General features: G+C 41.0%; 19 protein-coding genes and 1 pseudogene. 11 read left to right on the forward strand and 9 right to left on the reverse strand.

Annotation, left to right across the window (positions count from 1 at the left end):
* The first annotated feature begins 167 nt into the window (after nt 1–167).
* Nucleotides 168–650, forward strand: a complete 483-nt coding sequence (locus PI95_RS25055; protein WP_039747639.1) for an Rrf2 family transcriptional regulator — start codon at nt 168–170, stop codon at nt 648–650.
* Between the two features lie 409 nt (nt 651–1,059).
* Here the strand turns inward: PI95_RS25055 and PI95_RS25060 are convergent, their stop codons facing one another.
* Entirely contained in the window at nt 1,060–1,752 is a 693-nt protein-coding gene (locus PI95_RS25060) for a cadmium resistance transporter (RefSeq protein ID WP_039747550.1), read from the reverse strand.
* Between the two features lie 106 nt (nt 1,753–1,858).
* Here PI95_RS25060 and PI95_RS25065 point away from each other — a divergent pair, with 106 nt between their 5' ends.
* Nucleotides 1,859–2,521 carry a cadmium resistance transporter gene (locus PI95_RS25065; protein WP_039747548.1) on the forward strand — a complete coding sequence of 221 codons (663 nt, stop codon included), beginning with the start codon at nt 1,859–1,861 and terminating at the stop codon, nt 2,519–2,521.
* Nucleotides 2,522–2,593: 72 nt separating this feature from the next.
* Here PI95_RS25065 and PI95_RS25070 read toward each other — a convergent pair whose 3' ends face one another.
* Entirely contained in the window at nt 2,594–3,391 is a 798-nt protein-coding gene (locus PI95_RS25070; RefSeq protein WP_039747638.1) for a sulfite exporter TauE/SafE family protein, read from the reverse strand.
* 563 nt (nt 3,392–3,954) lie between these two features.
* Between PI95_RS25070 and PI95_RS25075 the strand changes: the two genes are divergently transcribed.
* Nucleotides 3,955–4,716 (forward strand): phosphatase PAP2 family protein, encoded by a 762-nt coding sequence (locus tag PI95_RS25075; RefSeq protein WP_039747547.1) that lies wholly within the window; start codon nt 3,955–3,957, stop codon nt 4,714–4,716.
* Between the two features lie 105 nt (nt 4,717–4,821).
* Here the strand turns inward: PI95_RS25075 and PI95_RS25080 are convergent, their stop codons facing one another.
* A complete protein-coding gene (locus PI95_RS25080) occupies nt 4,822–5,481 on the reverse strand; it encodes a hypothetical protein (protein ID WP_039747546.1) in 660 nt (219 codons plus the stop codon).
* 691 nt (nt 5,482–6,172) lie between these two features.
* On the opposite strand from PI95_RS25080, the gene PI95_RS25085 reads away from it, so the two are divergent.
* The 5 genes from PI95_RS25085 to PI95_RS25105 all read left to right on the forward strand — a co-directional run bounded on the left by PI95_RS25085 (nt 6,173) and on the right by PI95_RS25105 (nt 9,339).
* A complete protein-coding gene (locus tag PI95_RS25085) occupies nt 6,173–6,334 on the forward strand; it encodes a hypothetical protein (protein WP_201280594.1) in 162 nt (53 codons plus the stop codon).
* A 64-nt stretch (nt 6,335–6,398) separates the two neighbouring features.
* The gene (locus tag PI95_RS25090) at nt 6,399–7,055 is read left to right on the forward strand and encodes a cadmium resistance transporter (protein ID WP_039747545.1); all 657 of its coding nucleotides are present in this window, start codon (nt 6,399–6,401) and stop codon (nt 7,053–7,055) included.
* A 91-nt stretch (nt 7,056–7,146) separates the two neighbouring features.
* Nucleotides 7,147–7,800 carry a cadmium resistance transporter gene (locus tag PI95_RS25095; RefSeq protein WP_039747544.1) on the forward strand — a complete coding sequence of 218 codons (654 nt, stop codon included), beginning with the start codon at nt 7,147–7,149 and terminating at the stop codon, nt 7,798–7,800.
* A gap of 164 nt (nt 7,801–7,964) precedes the next feature.
* Nucleotides 7,965–8,801: a sulfite exporter TauE/SafE family protein gene (locus PI95_RS25100; RefSeq protein WP_039747543.1), complete on the forward strand. Its 837-nt coding sequence runs from the start codon at nt 7,965–7,967 to the stop codon at nt 8,799–8,801.
* Nucleotide 8,802: 1 nt separating this feature from the next.
* The gene (locus tag PI95_RS25105; protein WP_039747542.1) at nt 8,803–9,339 is read left to right on the forward strand and encodes a DUF1634 domain-containing protein; all 537 of its coding nucleotides are present in this window, start codon (nt 8,803–8,805) and stop codon (nt 9,337–9,339) included.
* 92 nt (nt 9,340–9,431) lie between these two features.
* Here the strand turns inward: PI95_RS25105 and PI95_RS25110 are convergent, their stop codons facing one another.
* Together PI95_RS25110 and PI95_RS36955 are read right to left on the reverse strand one after the other, a co-directional pair.
* Entirely contained in the window at nt 9,432–9,704 is a 273-nt protein-coding gene (locus PI95_RS25110) for a hypothetical protein (RefSeq protein ID WP_236117186.1), read from the reverse strand.
* 158 nt (nt 9,705–9,862) lie between these two features.
* Nucleotides 9,863–9,997: a hypothetical protein gene (locus PI95_RS36955; protein WP_268896818.1), complete on the reverse strand. Its 135-nt coding sequence runs from the start codon at nt 9,995–9,997 to the stop codon at nt 9,863–9,865.
* On the opposite strand from PI95_RS36955, the gene PI95_RS25115 reads away from it, so the two are divergent.
* The gene (locus PI95_RS25115; RefSeq protein ID WP_039747540.1) at nt 9,996–10,457 is read left to right on the forward strand and encodes a DUF7980 family protein; all 462 of its coding nucleotides are present in this window, start codon (nt 9,996–9,998) and stop codon (nt 10,455–10,457) included. The genes PI95_RS36955 and PI95_RS25115 overlap by 2 nt on opposite strands.
* 129 nt (nt 10,458–10,586) lie before the next feature.
* Here PI95_RS25115 and PI95_RS25120 read toward each other — a convergent pair whose 3' ends face one another.
* Complete coding sequence (locus PI95_RS25120) at nt 10,587–11,396, reverse strand: prohibitin family protein (protein ID WP_039747539.1); 810 nt, start codon at nt 11,394–11,396, stop codon at nt 10,587–10,589.
* Between the two features lie 77 nt (nt 11,397–11,473).
* Complete coding sequence (gene shc / locus PI95_RS25125) at nt 11,474–13,375, reverse strand: squalene--hopene cyclase (protein WP_039747538.1); 1,902 nt, start codon at nt 13,373–13,375, stop codon at nt 11,474–11,476.
* A 116-nt stretch (nt 13,376–13,491) separates the two neighbouring features.
* Here shc and PI95_RS36205 point away from each other — a divergent pair, with 116 nt between their 5' ends.
* Both PI95_RS36205 and PI95_RS25140 read left to right on the forward strand, forming a co-directional pair.
* Nucleotides 13,492–14,841 carry a glycosyltransferase gene (locus PI95_RS36205; RefSeq protein ID WP_039747637.1) on the forward strand — a complete coding sequence of 450 codons (1,350 nt, stop codon included), beginning with the start codon at nt 13,492–13,494 and terminating at the stop codon, nt 14,839–14,841.
* 110 nt (nt 14,842–14,951) lie between these two features.
* Nucleotides 14,952–15,131 (forward strand): hypothetical protein, encoded by a 180-nt coding sequence (locus PI95_RS25140; RefSeq protein WP_336507621.1) that lies wholly within the window; start codon nt 14,952–14,954, stop codon nt 15,129–15,131.
* Nucleotides 15,132–15,364: 233 nt separating this feature from the next.
* On the opposite strand, the gene glpK is transcribed toward PI95_RS25140, so the two are convergent.
* Together glpK and PI95_RS36210 are read right to left on the reverse strand one after the other, a co-directional pair.
* Complete coding sequence (glpK, locus tag PI95_RS25145) at nt 15,365–16,846, reverse strand: glycerol kinase GlpK (RefSeq protein ID WP_039747537.1); 1,482 nt, start codon at nt 16,844–16,846, stop codon at nt 15,365–15,367.
* A gap of 512 nt (nt 16,847–17,358) precedes the next feature.
* Nucleotides 17,359–17,602: pseudogene (locus PI95_RS36210) on the reverse strand (hypothetical protein); the annotation flags it as partial.

Consider the following 17,602-nt stretch of genomic DNA (forward strand, 5'->3'; position numbering starts at 1 on the left):
AGATAAAATCAAAAACCTAAATAATTAATTCCCAAGACAGGAATTATGATGGATAATCTACGGTATGTCGATAGATTAAAGGTATTTCATCAGTGATAATTGGGATGCTATCACATCCGTTAGTTTGAAGAAAATTAAGATTGCCGCTATATACCTCAAATCTATCGATAAACCGTAGTATATTGAGTAGAGACTTGAATAGCCCAAATTACGCTCTTTTGGATCTGTCTTCTAAAGTCGAATATGCTTTGCTAGCACTTTTAGAACTGGCAAGCCATCACGATAAAAAAGTTCCTCTGACGATGAGCGAGATTGTTGCCAAGCAACCGATTCCAGAACGCTATTTAGAGCAAATTCTTACCAGCTTGCGACGTGCGGGTGTGGTTAAGAGTCAACGCGGTTCTAGGGGAGGCTTTCTTTTAGTTCGTGAACCTTGGCAAATTACCTTGCTAGAAATTGTCACTTTGGTGGAAGGCGATCGCAAACCGAAAGAAAGCTCAGAACCTCCCACTCTAGAAAAGAATCTGGTGCAAGACATTTGGCTACAAGCTAACAATGCTGCGGTTGAAGTTTTGAGCAGCTATACACTGCAAGACATGTGTCAAGAAAGAGATCAAAGGACACAGCAGAATCCGATGTATTACATTTAGCGATTGAAGAATACTCATATGTGGATTGCGCTCATATACGAGCGAGTTAATCGGACGGACTCGTGCGCGTTCAGTTGAAAAAGATTCCCCAATCCAAAGCGCAAAGCGCTTTCTTGTCGTCAAGCTTATTCCTGTAACACCGGAATTGCTTTATTCTATGGTGGCACAGGGCTACCATCTTATTCTAACAATACCTGATACGATGAGCAAAGACGCGCTCTGTGTCAGCTAGTCGTCAGGAAGCCACATATGAAAGATTGCCCTTATAGAATTTCTACTCTAGCAGCTTTAGATGCAGCAATCCTTGTGGCAAAGCATAAAGATAGTGCGATCGCCTAATTGCGATGACACACTACTAGCTTTGTTCCAACTTCTGTCTAAATTTATTTATTAAAATTGAGTTTTTTCCTTATACCTTGTCAACAGAATCCCCGTCCTTTTTCACCAAAACAGTCAAACACATACAACTAAGAATTAATTTAGTTAGACTTAACGCTTCACTTTTCAACACAATAAAAGCACCTAAACCCATCAGCACAAAAGGTACAAGATAACTACCATAGCGAGTTATCAGTTCAGCTATTGTACTCTGATGAGTTAATTTATCTGCTACATAGCACCAAACAGCTAAAAGCGCAAAAAATATAATAATAATTATTAAGAAGCTGACAAAACCGCTGTTAGCAAACAAAGGCACATAAACACTAATATTGTCACTACCATTAGCAATAGTCACAGCCGCTACACTATAAGTTTGGGGAGCAAAAAAACTAGTAACATTCAAATCATCAAATTCTTCTATTTCCGCCTTTTCTTGAGTCGAAGCATCTTCAGAATTAACCAAACTACTAATACCGATTGCCATTGGCATCAAACCTAGCAATCCAATCCAGTGTGGCGATAAAATCAACCCCCCAAAGAAACCGGGAAGACTAAAAATTACCAACACCGTAAAACCTAAATACTGACCAACAACAATATGACGACGGCGAAAACTAGCACTTACCTGTGAAAAAAACAGTAACAAAATCACAATATCATCAATATTAGTAGCAGTAAACGCCGTAACCCCAGCACCAAATGCAGCAACTAACTCATTCATTCTTCTCTGACTCTTTCTTCGCGTTCTTCTCTTCGAGACGCTTTGCGAACGCGTCTTTGCGGTTCGTTTAATTTACTATATAAATAAGAATTTCCGACAATCCAACATGAACAAGCTAGGGACAGCTTTCATAGAAGGAATAATCGCCTTCTTCTTTACTAATATCGATGACATCATAATCCTGCTGCTATTTTTTTCACAGATAAATACTAACTTTCGTCGCCGACATATCTTTTTTGGTCAGTACCTTGGTTTTACAGCCATCATCATCGCTAGCTTACCAGGATTTTTCGGTGGCTTGGTAGTGCGGCGAGAATTAATTGGATTACTCGGAATACTACCAATAGTAATTGGTCTTAAGCAACTGCTAAGTCCGGAAGAAGAAACAACAGAAGTTCAGACAGTAACCAGTGATTTTAAGCAGTCCCCACACAGAAACCCCATAATATCTTTTATATTGAGTCTTTTGCATCCTAATACATATAAAGTAGCGGCAGTAACGATTGCCAATGGTGGTGATAATATCAGTATTTATATTCCCTTATTCGCTGGTCATAATTTTGCCAGTCTGGGAGTGATTTTGAGTGTATTTTTTGTCATGGTAGGGGTTTGGTGCTTTATTGCTTACCTATTAACCCTTCAACCTACGATTGCTGATATTTTAACTCGCTACGGTAACATTCTTGTCCCCTATGTCTTAATTTGCTTGGGACTTTTTATAATGTATGAAAGAGGTACATTAAACCTACTACCGTGGGTCAAAGCCTAACAAATTTTCGATTGCTAATAGAAGAATTGTTTTTTCCATTACCCATTACCGATTACCCATTACCACTATCCATTACGCTTGATAAACTAACTTCCAACTAACCATCATCAATATTGTGTAAATGATAAACCGCAGTGGGCGTTGAGGCGCGATTTGACAGATTTTAGCACCTAGTAATACTCCTGGAACTGAGCCTATCCAAATCGGTATTACCAGACTCCAATTAACTGTTCCCAAGCTGAGGTGTCCGAGGGAGGTAAAAAATAATAAAATTGCGGCTTGTGAAATGTCTGTACCCACCAATTTACGAGCATCAAGGCGGAAAAAGCCAATCAATACTAGTGCAAACATTGAACCGGAAGAAACACTACTTAAACCGACCAAACAGCCTAAAACTGCTCCTATTGTCATCGTCAGAAAACGACCCAAGTTAGTTTTTAAGTCAAACTTTGGCAGGTCGGGTAGCGTAAACTTGGGGAAAAAGGTAAAAAGTAGCAATTGTACGAGTGCTAAGACTGTAACTAACAGAATCATCACCCCAAGCAAGCGCAGCAGAATATAATCCAGGCTAGATCCACCATTACGCTTAATTAGATGCAAAATCCCCACCCCAAAGAGCGATCCTGGGACACTTCCGAATGCCAGCCATTTGACAACTTGCATGTCAAGGGTTTTCTGTTGATAGTGCTTGACACTGCCAACAATCTTCATTAGTGTGGCAGCAACAACATCAGAACTAACAGCCACCGAAGGGGGAACTTGGAATACAAAAATCAACATTGGGGTGATGAGAGATGCTCCGCCAATTCCTGTTAAACCAACGATGATGCCAACGCCGAAGCTTAACAGTGGTAGTAATAAATAGTCCATACTCCTATCCAAAATGGGGGTTTTTAACTGTGGTAATGCAAACACCACAAATTTTCGTGTTTCTAATTGGATGAGAAACACAAAGGTTATTTAGCGAAAGTTTTGAGGATTTAAGATCCTGACCAAAAAAGCCGTTGGAGTGAGTTTTTTCAGGGCGATCGCACTTTTCCCTTCTTTGAGCAGGTCTTAACTGCCGATGGGACGCTTCTCCTGCTAAACTCTTCCTGCTGACTTCTTTTTCTCGCATTTTACATATAAAATACTAAAATCCGAGTGACTTACCGTATTTTAATCATAATCATAAGCCAACGTCTAGTCCACTGTGTTGTAGATTACCCAATTACATCGATGAAATATCGTGTGAAACTAAATACCCGCTTGGGGGTGGTTACAAAAAATACTTAATGAGTTATTGGGAATGGAGTGTTACGTTATGTATAAATTAAGAATAAAGTTTTAAAATTAATGTAATCAAATGCTATGCAAAAAATCCAACTTTTTCTGCATGATGACTTGGATCGCATCTTACGAATTGTTTACCTCAGTCCAAAGGCATATTTAATATGGAAAAATTAGAAAACGTCACAGGCGATCGCCAACAACAAAAATCGCCTTTGAGCTTTATCAAAAAACTGTTGATTGCTCGCTGGCGTGAACTGCTAATTTTATTTATTGGGGTTTATTTACCTTTGCAAGTCTTTGGGTTACTTGCGTTAGAAGTATGGCAACATGAAGGTGGCTTTCCGTGGGATGTGCCAATATTGATAGCAATTCACAAAACAGCACAGCCCCAGTTAGATATTTTTGCACTGTCACTAACTAAGTTTGGGTCGTTTTGGACTGCAATACCAATTTTTAGTACGATCGCACTGGTGTTATTGTTGCTGAAGCGTTGGCGATCGCTAGCTTATGTACTCCTGAGCGCATTGGGAAGCGCGTTCATCAACCGCACAGCTAAGGAATTCATGCATAGAGTGCGTCCTGACTTGTGGGAATCAAGCGCTCATGAACTCAGTTATGCCTTTCCTAGCGGTCATGCAATGACGAGTATGACACTGATAGCAGTTTTGGTAGTTTTGGCTTGGAATAGCAACTTGCGTTGGTTAGTTTTGATTTTCGGTAGTTTATTCGTGGTTGCGATCGGCTGGACGCGACTTTATCTTGGCGTTCACTTTCCTAGTGATATTCTTGCAGGATGGATGGTTGCATTAGCCTGGGCAATTGGGGTAAATCTGATTATTAAACCGCATTTGACTAAAGCAAGCGATGTAAATGAACAACCAGTAGAGGAAACCTCATTACTTCCGGAAGAAACACAATTATAGCAATCCCAATTCACTTTGAAGAATTGGGAATTATTCGTAGTGAGGGCTTTAGCCCTCATATAATATCAAGTCTGGATGAGGTGCTGATCTAAGCCCACTATCCCCTCAACCCTTATTAGTAGGTGCATTGGTCACTCGTGCATCTACAATCGCTTGCGACACATTCGGGATAAACCAGTTTACCTCACCTGGTTTCAGGACTTGAATACCAGCCTGATTGAATTCAATTGCCCCGGTATCTGCATTTGTCTTCAATACTAAGTTAGTTCCATTGGGAACCTTGATGACAACACCACCATTCAAGTCTTGATTTTGTCCACCAGGAGTGAGGGCAACAGCTTTGATATCGCTGGGGAGAAAAACTCCTTTGCAATCCCATTTATCTTTTGTTGTCTTACCATCAGCCAAAAAATACAGTGAAGCACCCAAGGAGTATTCATCATCGTCATCGTCCAGATTTGGATCTGGTCCGTAGACAGCTAAAGTTTTTCCTGTCTCGTTACGACATTGCCCCCAGTTAATGCCTGACTCAAAGGCATATTTTTGAAACTCTAATTCATTGAGTTTCTTATCAATTTCCTCAGTTGTGAAACCTTCTACAGCCGCATGTGTTTCTTTAAGAGTCTGCAACTTATTAATCTCTTTAGTTAGTGCGATGTAGTCAGGATTTTTGGTAAAACTTGGCGCATCTGCTAATGAAGGTGGAGCAAATACTAGATTTACTAGCAATAGCGCCACCATCAAAATGTATTTGAAATTTTTCATGATTCTTTGCCCCTAATTCTATAAATTACAGCTTTTGATTCTACATAATTCTCGACATTATGGAGGCTATCAAAAGCGAATTTTTGTAAACAACGCTTGTTTGCTACTTAACAATTCATGTTTCACCTTACCATTTGAGCTTTATTTTCGCAAGTTTCGCAAAAAAATTTACTTTTATACTGCTTTTTTACAGTCATCCTTATTAGCTAAAATCGCTTATAAACGTTGAAATTAGGCGATTTGATGAGTTAAGTTTCCTAAATCATGTCATGAGATTATGTATGTTTTGTTACCATTTTTTAATATTAATAATTATTTAAGGTTGACTAAATTTAATAGCCACTATTCCGATGTGCTTCGGGGTAATCAACTATTATCAGGAAAAATTAAAATATTTTTTTTACTAATACTTGATTCTGAAAAAAACATCGTGTAGGATTAATCTGTCTTGAGAAATAGAAATAACGATAAGACTGATTCATTAGATAGATTTCTAAGAACTGAAAGTAAAAGTCAGAAATTGAATAAAAGGAAGATTCTGCCTTGGATCTATCTATGAATGCATCGAAGCCAATCAATACATGCGTCATTCCTCATTACAAATTTTGTCAAAGGAAAATCAAATTGCATCTACCTAGTACACACGGCTTAAAGCCGGATTGCCAATATTTCCCAGAAGTCGTAGTTCAATATGAGCGCTGTTCTTACACCCACGACAATCGCAGCATCAAACATCGGCTTAATCGTTGCCTATATTTGTCAACGGCATCTGGCTAAGTTTTCTGGTTGGTTTAATTGGGCTAGTTTTTGTCAGTATCAACATGACCCAGTTTGCCAATCGCACCGCTTCTGAACGATCCTCACATCGAGAAGCAGAGAAAAATTAGGAAAAACAGCATTTAATCATTGTAACGATCATGAGTTGGCTAATTAGTACTTTATTTATTGGCATTTCTGCCGCTTTTGCAACCACCTTTGATGACAATTTATACTTGACTGCCTTTTTCGGAAAAGTCAATCGTAACTTTCGTCCCAAGCATATTGTTCTCGGTGAATTTATTGGATTCACTGCATTAGTTGTTGCTAGTCTCCCTGGTTTCTTGGGGGGTTTAATCCTTCCAGCTGCCTGGATTGGATTGTTAGGTTTCCTTCCCATCGCGATTGGTATCAGTAATTTAATCAGTCGAGAAGAAGAGGGATCGCAAACTGTGTCAGTTTTAAACTCTGATGATGAACCTCAGCGTCGCAATCAATCACTATGGGCAACTATACGCGATCGCCAAACTTACCGCGTTTCCGCTGTCACCATTGCAAATGGAGGAAACAACATTGGAATCTACGTGCCGTTGTTTGCCAGTAGCAATCTTTCTAGTTTGGGGGTAATTCTATGTGTTTGCTATTTGACTGTTGGGCTGTGGTGCTTTCTGTCTTACTACATGACTCGTAATCGTCTGGCAGCTCCGGTTGTAGCTCGCTATGGTCGGAAAATCTTTCCGTTTGTATTAATCTACTTGGGATTCTCCATCCTAATTAAAAGTGGAACGTTCCAACTTGTGCCTGGTTTTGGAATATAAAATTTCCAGCTTTTGACTTTCCACAGAAAACGCATCCGTCTGGGAAAGTCAAAAGCTGACGATCCACAAAATTCACGCATCAAAAATTAATATGAGCGAGTTAGTTACTGCACTTTTGACAGGGGTAACAGCCTTCAGTGCTACCAACATCGATGATATGGTTCTCCTGACGCTGTTTTTTTCACAAGTGAATGCTACGTTTTGTCGTTGGCATATCGTTGCAGGTCAGTATATAGGCTTTGCAACGCTAATAATCCTCAGTATTCCCGGTTTCTTTGGCGGTTTAATTGTACCGCGTCCTTTGATTGGACTATTTGGCTTACTGCCAATACTAATCGGTATCAAATGCTTGCTCAATTTTGAAGATGCATCAGAAGAAAACGAGGGAGAAACAGCGCATAACAACTCGTTTCTTGCCAAGTTAATCAATGTGCAAGTTTACAGTGTGGCAGCCGTCACGGTTGCTAATGGTACTGACAACATTAGCATCTATTTGCCTTTGTTTGCTAGCAGTACTTGGGAAAGTCTGCTGGTAATTCTATGCGTATTTTTTCTGTTGGTAGGAGTGTTGTGTTATGCAGCATATAAATTAACCCACAACAAAGCGATCGCTCTTGTTATGACTGGCTATGGCAATAAGTTTATGCCTTTTGTGCTAATCGCATTAGGTGCTTTTATAGTAGTAGATAGTGGCACGTTGACTCTATTAAACTTATTCAATGGCGAAATCTCGCTTTCTTTGTGATTATTGCCCATAAAAATCGTCAGCTGGCGCAGAAAGTGACAAAAAAATCATTTTTTGTGCCCAATAATACTTTGCCTTCACCCGCCTGCCATTTAAATTTAAAGAAAGCATAAAAAACTATCTCGGTCTTGTTATATACATTTCAAAACAGAGGAAAATAAAATTTGAATATCTTAGAATTTTCTTTACTAGTTTGGATTGGGTCATTTAGCGCTGGTTTTCTGGGTGCGCTGACTGGGTTAGGGGGTGGAGTAGTAATTGTTCCTTTATTAACTTCAATGTTTGGCGTTGATATCCGCTACGCTGTTGGTGCTTCATTGGTGTCTGTAATTGCGACTTCTTCCGGTGCAGCATGTACTTATATAAAAAAAGGCTATACCAATTTACGCTTGGGAATGTTTTTGGAGGTGGCAACAACAATTGGTGCGATAGTTGGGGCTTTAATTGCTAGTTTTATTTCTATCAAAGCGCTGACGATTGTGTTGGCGATCGTTTTAATTTATTCCGCATACCTTTCACAACAACCTAGACCAGAAAATATCGAAACTGAGTCAACTGACTTTCTGGCAAACTATCTGAAACTCAATGGTACTTACCCAACTCCTGATGGATTGATGTCTTATCAAGTTCAATCTGTCCCGGCTGGGTTTAGCGTCATGTTAGTAGCTGGAGTGCTTTCTGGTTTGCTGGGAATTGGTTCGGGAGGATTCAAAGTATTAGCGATGGATCAAGCTATGCGTCTACCCTTCAAAGTTTCCACCACTACCAGCAATTTTATGATCGGTGTGACAGCAGCTGCATCAGCAGGGGTTTACTTAGCACGGGGTTACATCGATCCAGGATTGTCAATGCCGGTGATGTTAGGGGTACTTCCTGGTGCTTTTTTGGGTGCAAAAGTTCTTGTAGGTGCTAAAACGCAGATTTTGCGAATTATCTTCAGCCTTGTGCTGGTGGTAATGGCTTTGAAGATGGTCTACAACAGTCTATTAGGGGGGCTGTAAAATGTATAAATTTAATTCGTCGGGTTGGGAGTGGAAATCATCGGTACAATCAAAGGTTGAACTAGTTGCACTACCTTTGCAGTCAGAACCAGATTCTGATATTCAAGAGTTAACAGAACGCGCTCACAAAATAACTGATGATATTGATAGTAATAGCATCACGAAAACATCAAGTGAGCAGCAACTAGAAAATCTACTTAGCAATCTTCTCAAATATGGCGTTTTCATTGCTAGTGCTGTAGTTTTGCTAGGCGGTATTCTATATTTAATTCGCCACGGTGCTGAACCTGCTGAATATCAGTTTTTTCGCGGAACACCATCTCAGTTTCGGTCTCCTACAGGTGTGGTAGAAGCTGTTTTTTCAGGTAGCAGCCGTGGGATTATTCAACTTGGACTGCTGCTTTTAATTGCTACTCCCATAGTTCGGGTGATAGTTTCCCTTTTGGCTTTTATTCGCCGGCGTGATTTGATTTACATTTTTGTGAATTTGTTTGTATTAGCGGCTTTGACTTACAGCTTGATAGGTGCTTATTACTAATACTAATTACATAAGTCTTCAGTTAAGGGGTGCGTTGCGTTTTGTTAACGCACCCCAATTAATATATTATTAAACTTTCACATTCGCTCTTGTTATGACCCAAGTAAAAGTTGGTTAATCGAGCTTATATTTTGTTGAAGCTGCTGCGCTAAATAATTTTTCACTAAATCAACACTTTCTAGGGGAAATACTCCTATGAAAACAGCACATATTAAGCTGAATATACCGATAATCAAAGCTAAAAATCGACCAAAACAACCTGGATTAATTTCCGCAAAAAACAATTTGGATTGTCCAATAACAGAAATTGTCAGGAAAACTATTCCCGATATCAAAAAGAAAGTTGTTAAAGGGGAATTAGTCATATTATTAAGTTCATTCATCATTTTTATTATAGCTATTACCTCCGAGGGGGAAAGGTAGAAAAATGATTTTAAATGTTTCGATGTTGAAATATTTCCGCAGACCTGGTGGCGTTCGCACAACATCTTCTCTGTAGAAAGATTGTCATAAATTACACAAATTATCCGGTTATGTCAAGGCAACTGGTAACAGGCGATCGCACTCCACTGCATAGATATCCTTCTATTGGTAGAGTAGACTTTTTCTGCGTTTTCATATAAACTACGGTAAGCCGATAGGATTTATGTAATAACATGACAAGCATCCAAGAAGTCACTCAATTGAGCGTAACCGGACAAACCACCTCTGACGAATCATCACAAACCGCGAATCAGGTCGTCATCCAACCAGACATGTGGAAAAAACTTAGAGGTGGATTCTTTCTAGTGCTTGGATATTTACTATCCCCATTATGTTGGTGGAATGATTTATTATTCAATCTGCCAATTGCTTATGGTTTTGGGTATATGTGTAGTTTATTTTCCCCAAAGTTACTTATACCTTGTTCAATTATCGGCTACTGGCTATCTAACGTTGTCGGAATTGTCTTAATGCAATTAGGGTCTGTAGATGTTTTTCAAAACGAACCCAAAGAACGTAACCTGAAAAAAGAGTTATTCACTGGTCTAGTTTCTTCAACAGTCTTTACTCTAGTGATTATCCTATTAATTCAGTTTAAGATTCTTGATACTCCCGTTTTATTTTCTAATAGTTAATGAAAAGTGGATAGTGGATAGTGGATAGTGGATAGTGGTTAGTGGATAGTGGTTAGTGGTTATGAATACTTTTTACAACTAACAACTCACAACTAACAACTCACAACTAACCACTAACAAACAACACTATCAATTTTTATTAGCATCTACCAAATCTCTCAAATTCAACAATTTGGGAACGTCCTTACCAACAATTAATGGCAACTTGCCATCCCATTTTTCGATTGTTTGTCTTTGGAGTATTTCTGGAGTCAAAGTCTCACGGAGTAAACTGTTCGCTTCAGCCTCTCCTTTTGAAAGATTCACTTTTGCCTGAGCTTGTTTTGATGCTTTCAGCGCGATAAATTCTGCCTGTTTTGCTTCTTGTTCGGCAATTTGTTTTGCTTCCACTGCTTGGCTAAATTGCGCTGAGAAGTGGATATGCACTAAAGAAATATCATCAACTGCAATATGATAAGCAGCTAGACGTGTGGTTAGTGCATTGTCAACTCCTGCTTTCACTTCCCCCCTTTTTGTGATAACTTCTTCAGCAGTATACTTTGCTATTACGGCTTTGAGTACTTCTTCAACCGCTGGATTTATAATCCGGTCTATAACACTTTTTTCATCTCCAATTTGTTGAAAAATGGCATTTACTTCTTCTGGGATAATATGCCAGTTGAGCGCTACATCGGTGAAGACATCTTGTAAATCTCTTGAGGATGCTTCTGCGGAAATTTCCTGGCTTTGGACTCGAACACTCAATTTTTGGACAGTATTAACTATAGGAATGATTGTGTGAATTCCTTCTCCTAGTATTGTGGATTGCACTTCACCAAATTGCATTAATACGCCGCGTTGTCCCGCGTTGATTATTACAAAAGGAGTGAGGAATATAGTTATTAAGAATAAAAGTGCTGTGAGTTTACCAGCACTATTAAAAGTTTTGATTTTTTTCATAGTTATTTTGAAAATAGGTAATAGGGAATTGAGTGTTTAGATGAGGGCTAAAGCCCTCACTACGAAAGTATCAAACACTAGAGATTTTGATAGCGCCCTAAAGCTATTAAAGGAAAGTATTGTTGATAAAGGTGATATTTCAGGTAAAAATGACCGGGAAAGCCAGTACCTGTAAATTCTGATTCGTCCCAAGTACCATCTGATTGTTGAGTTGCTAAAAGGTAGTTAATTCCTTTTTCAATTGCGGGTAGCGCTATTTTCCCTGTTGCCTGACCTGCTGCTATCAACCCTATTATTGCCCAAGCGGTTTGGGATGCTGTACTTTTTCCTTGCCCTTTAAGACTGGGGTCGTTGTAACTGCGGCAAGTTTCACCCCAACCACCATCGGGGTTTTGACATTTGAGTAACCAAGTTGCACCGCGTGAGATACTGTTTTGGTGAGTCTGCGGTGCAACTAAAGCAAAAGCGGAAAGTACGCCACTAGTTCCATAAATGTAGTTTACTCCCCAACGACCAAACCAAGAACCATCCGGTTCTTGTTCGTTGATGAGATACGCGATCGCTTTCTCAAAGCTTTGAGTATCAATTGACTGTTTACATTCGCCCAGCATTTCTAATACTCTGGCGGTAACATCAGCGGTGTTTGGATCGATCATCGCTTTTAAGTCACCATAAGGCACTAAATTAAGCCAATCTTGATTGTTGTTGAGATCGAATGCAGCCCAACCACCGGCTTGACATTGCATCGAAGCAATCCAATTAATACCGCGTGCGATCGCTTGCTGCTTTAATTTTTCATTCGGTAGTTTCGCTATCTGCAACGCCATGACAACTACGGCAGAGTCGTCTACATCTGGATAAAAGCGATTCTCAAACTCAAATGCCCAAGCACCCGGTTTACCTTGATGATTTTTAACTGCCCAATCACCATAATCCAAAATCTGCTTGTCTAACAAGAATTCTCCAGCTTTAACTATCGCCGGATGATCTGCTCCTAAACCAGATTCTATTAAAGCACGAATTGCCCAAGCTGTATCCCAAATTGGAGAAACACAAGGTTGTATTCGGTAGGAATCTTCAGTTTCAATCGCAAAATTATCAAGTGCTTGCAAACCTCTAACGACAATCGGATCGTTAACATCGTAATTGAGCGACTTCAAAGCTAACATTGAGTTTAGCATCGCCGGAATAATTCCGCCCCAATCACCGGTTGCTTCTTGTCTTTCTAAAATCCATTTTTCTGCGGCTTTGATACCTTCTGACCGCAAAGGCATTAAATTCAAGTTTTCTGCTAACTTGAAAGCATTATCCAGGGTGATGAATAAATCTGTCCAATCGTTATTGCGAGGTAATTCAAATTGGATATCTGCACCTTCAACATACAACTCATTTAAAGCGATCGCTGAATCAACTTGATAAATCGGCTTATCATCAAAGACAATTAATAAAGGGACAGTGCTTGACCTTGCCCAACTCGACATTTCATAGATATTAAATGGGAAAGCATCTGGCAGAAGCATAATTGCTGGTGGAATCGAGGGAAGACCCCGCCACTTGTAGCAGCCAATCAGTGCTAAATGAAACTTTGTAAAGATGCGAGTTTTACTGATGCCGCCACGCTGTAAAATAAAATCTCGCGCTTTTCTCATTGCCGGATCGCTTGCAGAGACACCTAGCAGCCTCAGCGCCATGTAAGCCTCTACCGAAGTGCTGAGTTCTCCGCCATCACCGTAAAAAAGTTCCCAGCCACCATGCTGTCGTTGTTGAGAACGCAGGTAGGTTTCGACCTTGTGTAAAGGTCTTTGCGAATCTGTCCCCCAAATTTTATGTAGAAGGACAACTTCAGCGGTGATAGTGACATTAGATTCTAACTCTGCCCACCAATAACCTGCGGGATTTTGAATCGAGAGAAGATGATTTTGGCTCTTAGCGATCGCTTCTGTAACTTGATTGACTGTTACCCTATGTTGAGTTTGCATGTAATATTACTCAATCTTAACAATATTACCGACACAGCATTGAAGAAAAAAGTTCTTTGCACACAATCAGCAAACATAGTATTTTGCTCACAGAGGCAGTGAATTGGCAAGAGGTTATGGAAGGAATTATATTCGGGGTGATGCTCTTATCTTTGGCAATTTGGATTGGATTATTAACTTTGCGGGGTCAGTTTTGGCGAACAGACCAGCGACTAGAGGTAGGAGAAACAATGCTAGAATCATCACCGACGGTGTGTGCGGTAATTCCGGCACGTAACGAAGCTGATTTGCTACCAGTTAGTTTGCGATCGCTTCTACGTCAAGATTATCATGGCTCATTCACCGTGTTCTTAGTAGACGACCACAGCACAGACGGCACTCCAGATATAGCTTTATGTGTGGCATACGCTTTAAATAAATCGCAGCAATTACAAATTATTTCCGCCCAAGCTCTACCTCCCGGCTGGACTGGTAAACTATGGGCAATGCAACAAGGCATTCAAGCTGTAGAGACGCGACATGTCGCGTCTTTACAAAAACCCGACTACTATTTACTAACCGATGCAGACATTGAGCATGATATAGCAAACCTGCGCCGACTCGTTGCCAAAGCCGAAAAAGATAATTTAGATTTAGTTTCGGTCATGGTGCGACTTCGCTGTGAAAGCTTTTGGGAACAACTTTTAATTCCGGCTTTTGTCTTTTTCTTTCAAAAAATCTATCCCTTTCGCTGGGTTAACGATCCAAATAATACGACAGCCGCAGCCGCCGGAGGCTGTATTCTAATTCGTAGAGAAGCCTTAAATCGCATCGGTGGACTTAAAGCTGTACGACACGCTTTAATTGATGATTGTGCCCTTGCTTCTGCCGTGAAGAGGAGGGAGAGGGGGGGAGTGGGAGAGGGGGGGAGGGGGAGACAAGGAGGACAAGGAAGACTTGGGGGACAAGGGGGAATTTCTCTGTTATCTCCCGACTTTTGTACAGACGCGATAACCTGTGTCTCTACTTCCCATTTTTGTACAGACGCGATAACCTGTGTCTCTACTTCCTCAACCGATCGCATTTGGTTGGGATTAAGTACTTTAACTCGCAGTTTGCGTCCCTATCCTTCTTTAACTACGATTTGGGATATGGTTGCGCGTACTGCTTATACGCAATTGAATTATTCGCCATTGCTGTTAGTTTTGACTTTGGTGGGGATGACTTTGATTTATATAGTTCCACCTTTGGGGATTATTTGGGGTGCGTTGATGGGGAATTGGGGAATCGCATTTACAGGTTTGTTGACATGGTTGCTGATGAGTTTGGCTTATTTACCCACCATCCGCTTTTATAAGTGTCCTGTGTGGTTGGTATTTTGCTTGAGTGCGATCGCCTTTCTTTATACTCTCATGACTTTAGACTCAGCTTTACGTCATTGGCAAGGGCGAGGGGGTGCTTGGAAAGGACGAGTGTATCCAGGATAAACTCATTCGCTCAAGCCTTTGAATCTGGGTAAGCTGATATCAGAAATTTAAATGCAGGTGTGGCAAAAATATAAAGGCTGGAAACGTGAACATGAATGGAGTTGGAAACTATGACACCTCAAGAATTTTTAGAAGATTTGGCGCTAGCCGAAACAGACTCACAGAGGCTAGTAGTTTTTGCGCGATACTTGGATACAACCGCGCTTGATAATGCCACGACTCGAAGGTGGAGAAGCCTTTCTTACAGTAACGAAATTCAAATCAAGTCAACAATCTTGCCTTTCATCTAGAGGCACTTGCTGAGGCAGGAGTGCAGTAGTAAAAAGCTAAAACTGAGTAATGCCCCCCTACACTAAAACTGGACAAAACGGGACAGCCTTGTTTAATAGATCCAAGGGCACCCCACGACAACCAAAGGATGTTCGCGCTAGCGTCTTTGAAGGAGAAGGCTGTCCCGTTTTGTCTGATTTTTTGGAACCCCCTTGTCCCCCTTGTCCCCTTGTCCCCTTGTCCCCTTGTCCCCCTACCTATGCCGCGTCTGGGCGATCGCCTGATGCCATGAGTCTAGTAGTGTTAAGCGATGGTCAGCGCTGAAGTTCGGCTCAAACCGTTTCTCAACCTGCCACTGCTGCACAATTTCTGCTTCATCCCAATAGCCAACAGCTAGACCTGCCAGATAAGCAGCACCCAAAGCAGTAGTTTCGGTGATTTTGGGACGGACAATCGGCACACCTAAAATATCAGCTTGGAACTGCATCAGCAGATCGTTGCGGGATGCACCCCCATCTACCCGCAGTTCAGACAGATAAAGCTGAGAATCTTGACGCATAGCATCAATCACGTCAGCCGTTTGATAGGCAATGCTTTCTAGGGCTGCACGGGCAATATGGGCACTGGTTGATCCGCGACTTAAACCTACAATTGTACCACGAGCGTAGCTATCCCAATAAGGTGCGCCCAAACCGACGAACGCAGGCACAAAATACACACCACCATTATCAGTCACGCTGCAAGCTAAAGCTTCAACATCGCCACTATGCTTGATAATGCCGAGTCCGTCGCGTAGCCATTGCACAACTGCCCCGGCAATAAATACGCTGCCTTCTAGGGCATAAGTGGTGCGTCCATTTATAGACCAGGCGATCGTAGTCAGCAACTTGTGGTTGGATAGCATCAGCTGATCACCTGTATTTAGTAACATAAAGCAGCCTGTACCGTAAGTATTTTTCGCCATACCAGATTGCAACGATGCCTGCCCAAAGGTTGCAGCCTGCTGGTCTCCGGCAATTCCGGCAATGGGAATGCGGCTACCGAAAATACCTTCAGATGTATACCCATACACTTGTGACGAACTATGCACTTGGGGAAGAAGAGAACGCGGAATATCGAGAATGGACAGCAATTCATCGTCCCACTGCTGAGTGTGAATATTAAACAACAATGTTCTGCTAGCATTAGTTACATCTGTGATGTGGAGTTCCCCCTGAGTTAGTTTCCAAATCAACCAGCTATCGACGGTTCCAAATGCCAGTTCTCCTCGCTCGGCTTTAGAGCGAGCATCAGGCACATTATCAAGCAACCACTTGAGTTTAGTACCGCTAAAGTAAGCATCAATCACCAGTCCTGTTTTGTTTTGGAATGTTGTCTCATGTCCAGCTGCCTTAAGTTCATCGCAGTAAGCAGCAGTGCGGCGATCTTGCCAGACGATCGCATTATAAATCGGCTTGCCTGTTTTTCGCTCCCAGACTATCGTGGTTTCTCGTTGATTGCTAATCCCAATGGCAGCAATATCACTAGCTTGGATATTAATCCGAGCTAAAGCAACGTTTGCTACACCAATTTGGGAAGACCATATTTCGTTAGCATCATGCTCCACCCAACCAGGCTGCGGAAAGATTTGTGGAAATTCTTTCTGAGCAATGGTCAGCATATCGCCATTGCGGTCAAATATAATACTGCGCGAGCTGGTAGTGCCTTGATCGAATGCCAGAATATATTTAGTCATCGGATATATCTCGAATATCTTATTTTAATGGTATAGAAATAAACTGTATATACATTTAAATATGTGGCAATTACTGATGCTCAAGGAAAGGACACAACTAAAGCTGGGTTTCCTTGAGGGGATTCACAAACACTCTTTCACTCATTGACAGGCTTGTTTTAAAGATCCGCGATGCCCCTGCAATAACCCACGACAAATGTGGACAGCCTTGTTTTGTAGATCCACAGGTCCCCACGAATATTTTTTTATGAAGGCTGTCCACATTTGTCTAGGGAAGACCTCGCCCAACGAACCTGCAAGATGAAGCCTGTCCATTTTTGTCCAGGTTCACGTCCTTGGGCGCAGACTTCGCTACGGAATCTATCACAGCCAGGAAATTTATCATCCCAGAAATTCAGTTTTAAATTACGTTAAAGTTGCAGAGAATTTGGAAACAATACTGGTACTCCCATCGGTTTGCCATTGAGGATCGCTTCTGGTGTGCGATCGCTTTTCTCTATACTCTCATGACTTTAGACGAGTGCGATCGCGTCATTGGCAAGGACGAGTGCATCCAGGATAAACTCATTAATGAGGTTCAAAGGCTCATTAATGAGGTTCAAAGGCTCATTAATGAGGTTCAAAGACTCATTAATGAGGTTCAAAGACTCATTAATGAGGTTCAAAGACTCATTAATCAAGTTCAAAGACTCATTAATCAAGTTCAAAGACTCATTAATCAAGTTCAAAGACTCATTAATCAAGTTCAAAGACTCA

Origin of the sequence: Hassallia byssoidea VB512170, from assembly GCF_000817785.2 — a bacterium.
Taxonomy (GTDB): Bacteria; Cyanobacteriota; Cyanobacteriia; order Cyanobacteriales; family Nostocaceae; genus Hassallia; species Hassallia carrinoi.

What these genes read in the sequence shown, in the direction of transcription:
- PI95_RS25060 (WP_039747550.1), bottom strand. Translation starts at nt 1,752, where the DNA reads ATGAATGAGTTAGTTGCTGCATTTGGTGCTGGGGTTACGGCGTTTACT.
- PI95_RS25065 (WP_039747548.1), top strand. Translation starts at nt 1,859, where the DNA reads ATGAACAAGCTAGGGACAGCTTTCATAGAAGGAATAATCGCCTTCTTC.
- PI95_RS25070 (WP_039747638.1), bottom strand. Translation starts at nt 3,391, where the DNA reads ATGGACTATTTATTACTACCACTGTTAAGCTTCGGCGTTGGCATCATC.
- PI95_RS25075 (WP_039747547.1), top strand. Translation starts at nt 3,955, where the DNA reads ATGGAAAAATTAGAAAACGTCACAGGCGATCGCCAACAACAAAAATCG.
- PI95_RS25080 (WP_039747546.1), bottom strand. Translation starts at nt 5,481, where the DNA reads ATGAAAAATTTCAAATACATTTTGATGGTGGCGCTATTGCTAGTAAAT.
- PI95_RS25085 (WP_201280594.1), top strand. Translation starts at nt 6,173, where the DNA reads ATGAGCGCTGTTCTTACACCCACGACAATCGCAGCATCAAACATCGGC.
- PI95_RS25090 (WP_039747545.1), top strand. Translation starts at nt 6,399, where the DNA reads ATGAGTTGGCTAATTAGTACTTTATTTATTGGCATTTCTGCCGCTTTT.
- PI95_RS25095 (WP_039747544.1), top strand. Translation starts at nt 7,147, where the DNA reads ATGAGCGAGTTAGTTACTGCACTTTTGACAGGGGTAACAGCCTTCAGT.
- PI95_RS25105 (WP_039747542.1), top strand. Translation starts at nt 8,803, where the DNA reads ATGTATAAATTTAATTCGTCGGGTTGGGAGTGGAAATCATCGGTACAA.
- PI95_RS25110 (WP_236117186.1), bottom strand. Translation starts at nt 9,704, where the DNA reads ATGACTAATTCCCCTTTAACAACTTTCTTTTTGATATCGGGAATAGTT.
- PI95_RS25115 (WP_039747540.1), top strand. Translation starts at nt 9,996, where the DNA reads ATGACAAGCATCCAAGAAGTCACTCAATTGAGCGTAACCGGACAAACC.
- PI95_RS36955 (WP_268896818.1), bottom strand. Translation starts at nt 9,997, where the DNA reads ATGTTATTACATAAATCCTATCGGCTTACCGTAGTTTATATGAAAACG.
- PI95_RS25120 (WP_039747539.1), bottom strand. Translation starts at nt 11,396, where the DNA reads ATGAAAAAAATCAAAACTTTTAATAGTGCTGGTAAACTCACAGCACTT.
- shc (WP_039747538.1), bottom strand. Translation starts at nt 13,375, where the DNA reads ATGCAAACTCAACATAGGGTAACAGTCAATCAAGTTACAGAAGCGATC.
- PI95_RS36205 (WP_039747637.1), top strand. Translation starts at nt 13,492, where the DNA reads ATGGAAGGAATTATATTCGGGGTGATGCTCTTATCTTTGGCAATTTGG.
- PI95_RS25140 (WP_336507621.1), top strand. Translation starts at nt 14,952, where the DNA reads ATGACACCTCAAGAATTTTTAGAAGATTTGGCGCTAGCCGAAACAGAC.
- glpK (WP_039747537.1), bottom strand. Translation starts at nt 16,846, where the DNA reads ATGACTAAATATATTCTGGCATTCGATCAAGGCACTACCAGCTCGCGC.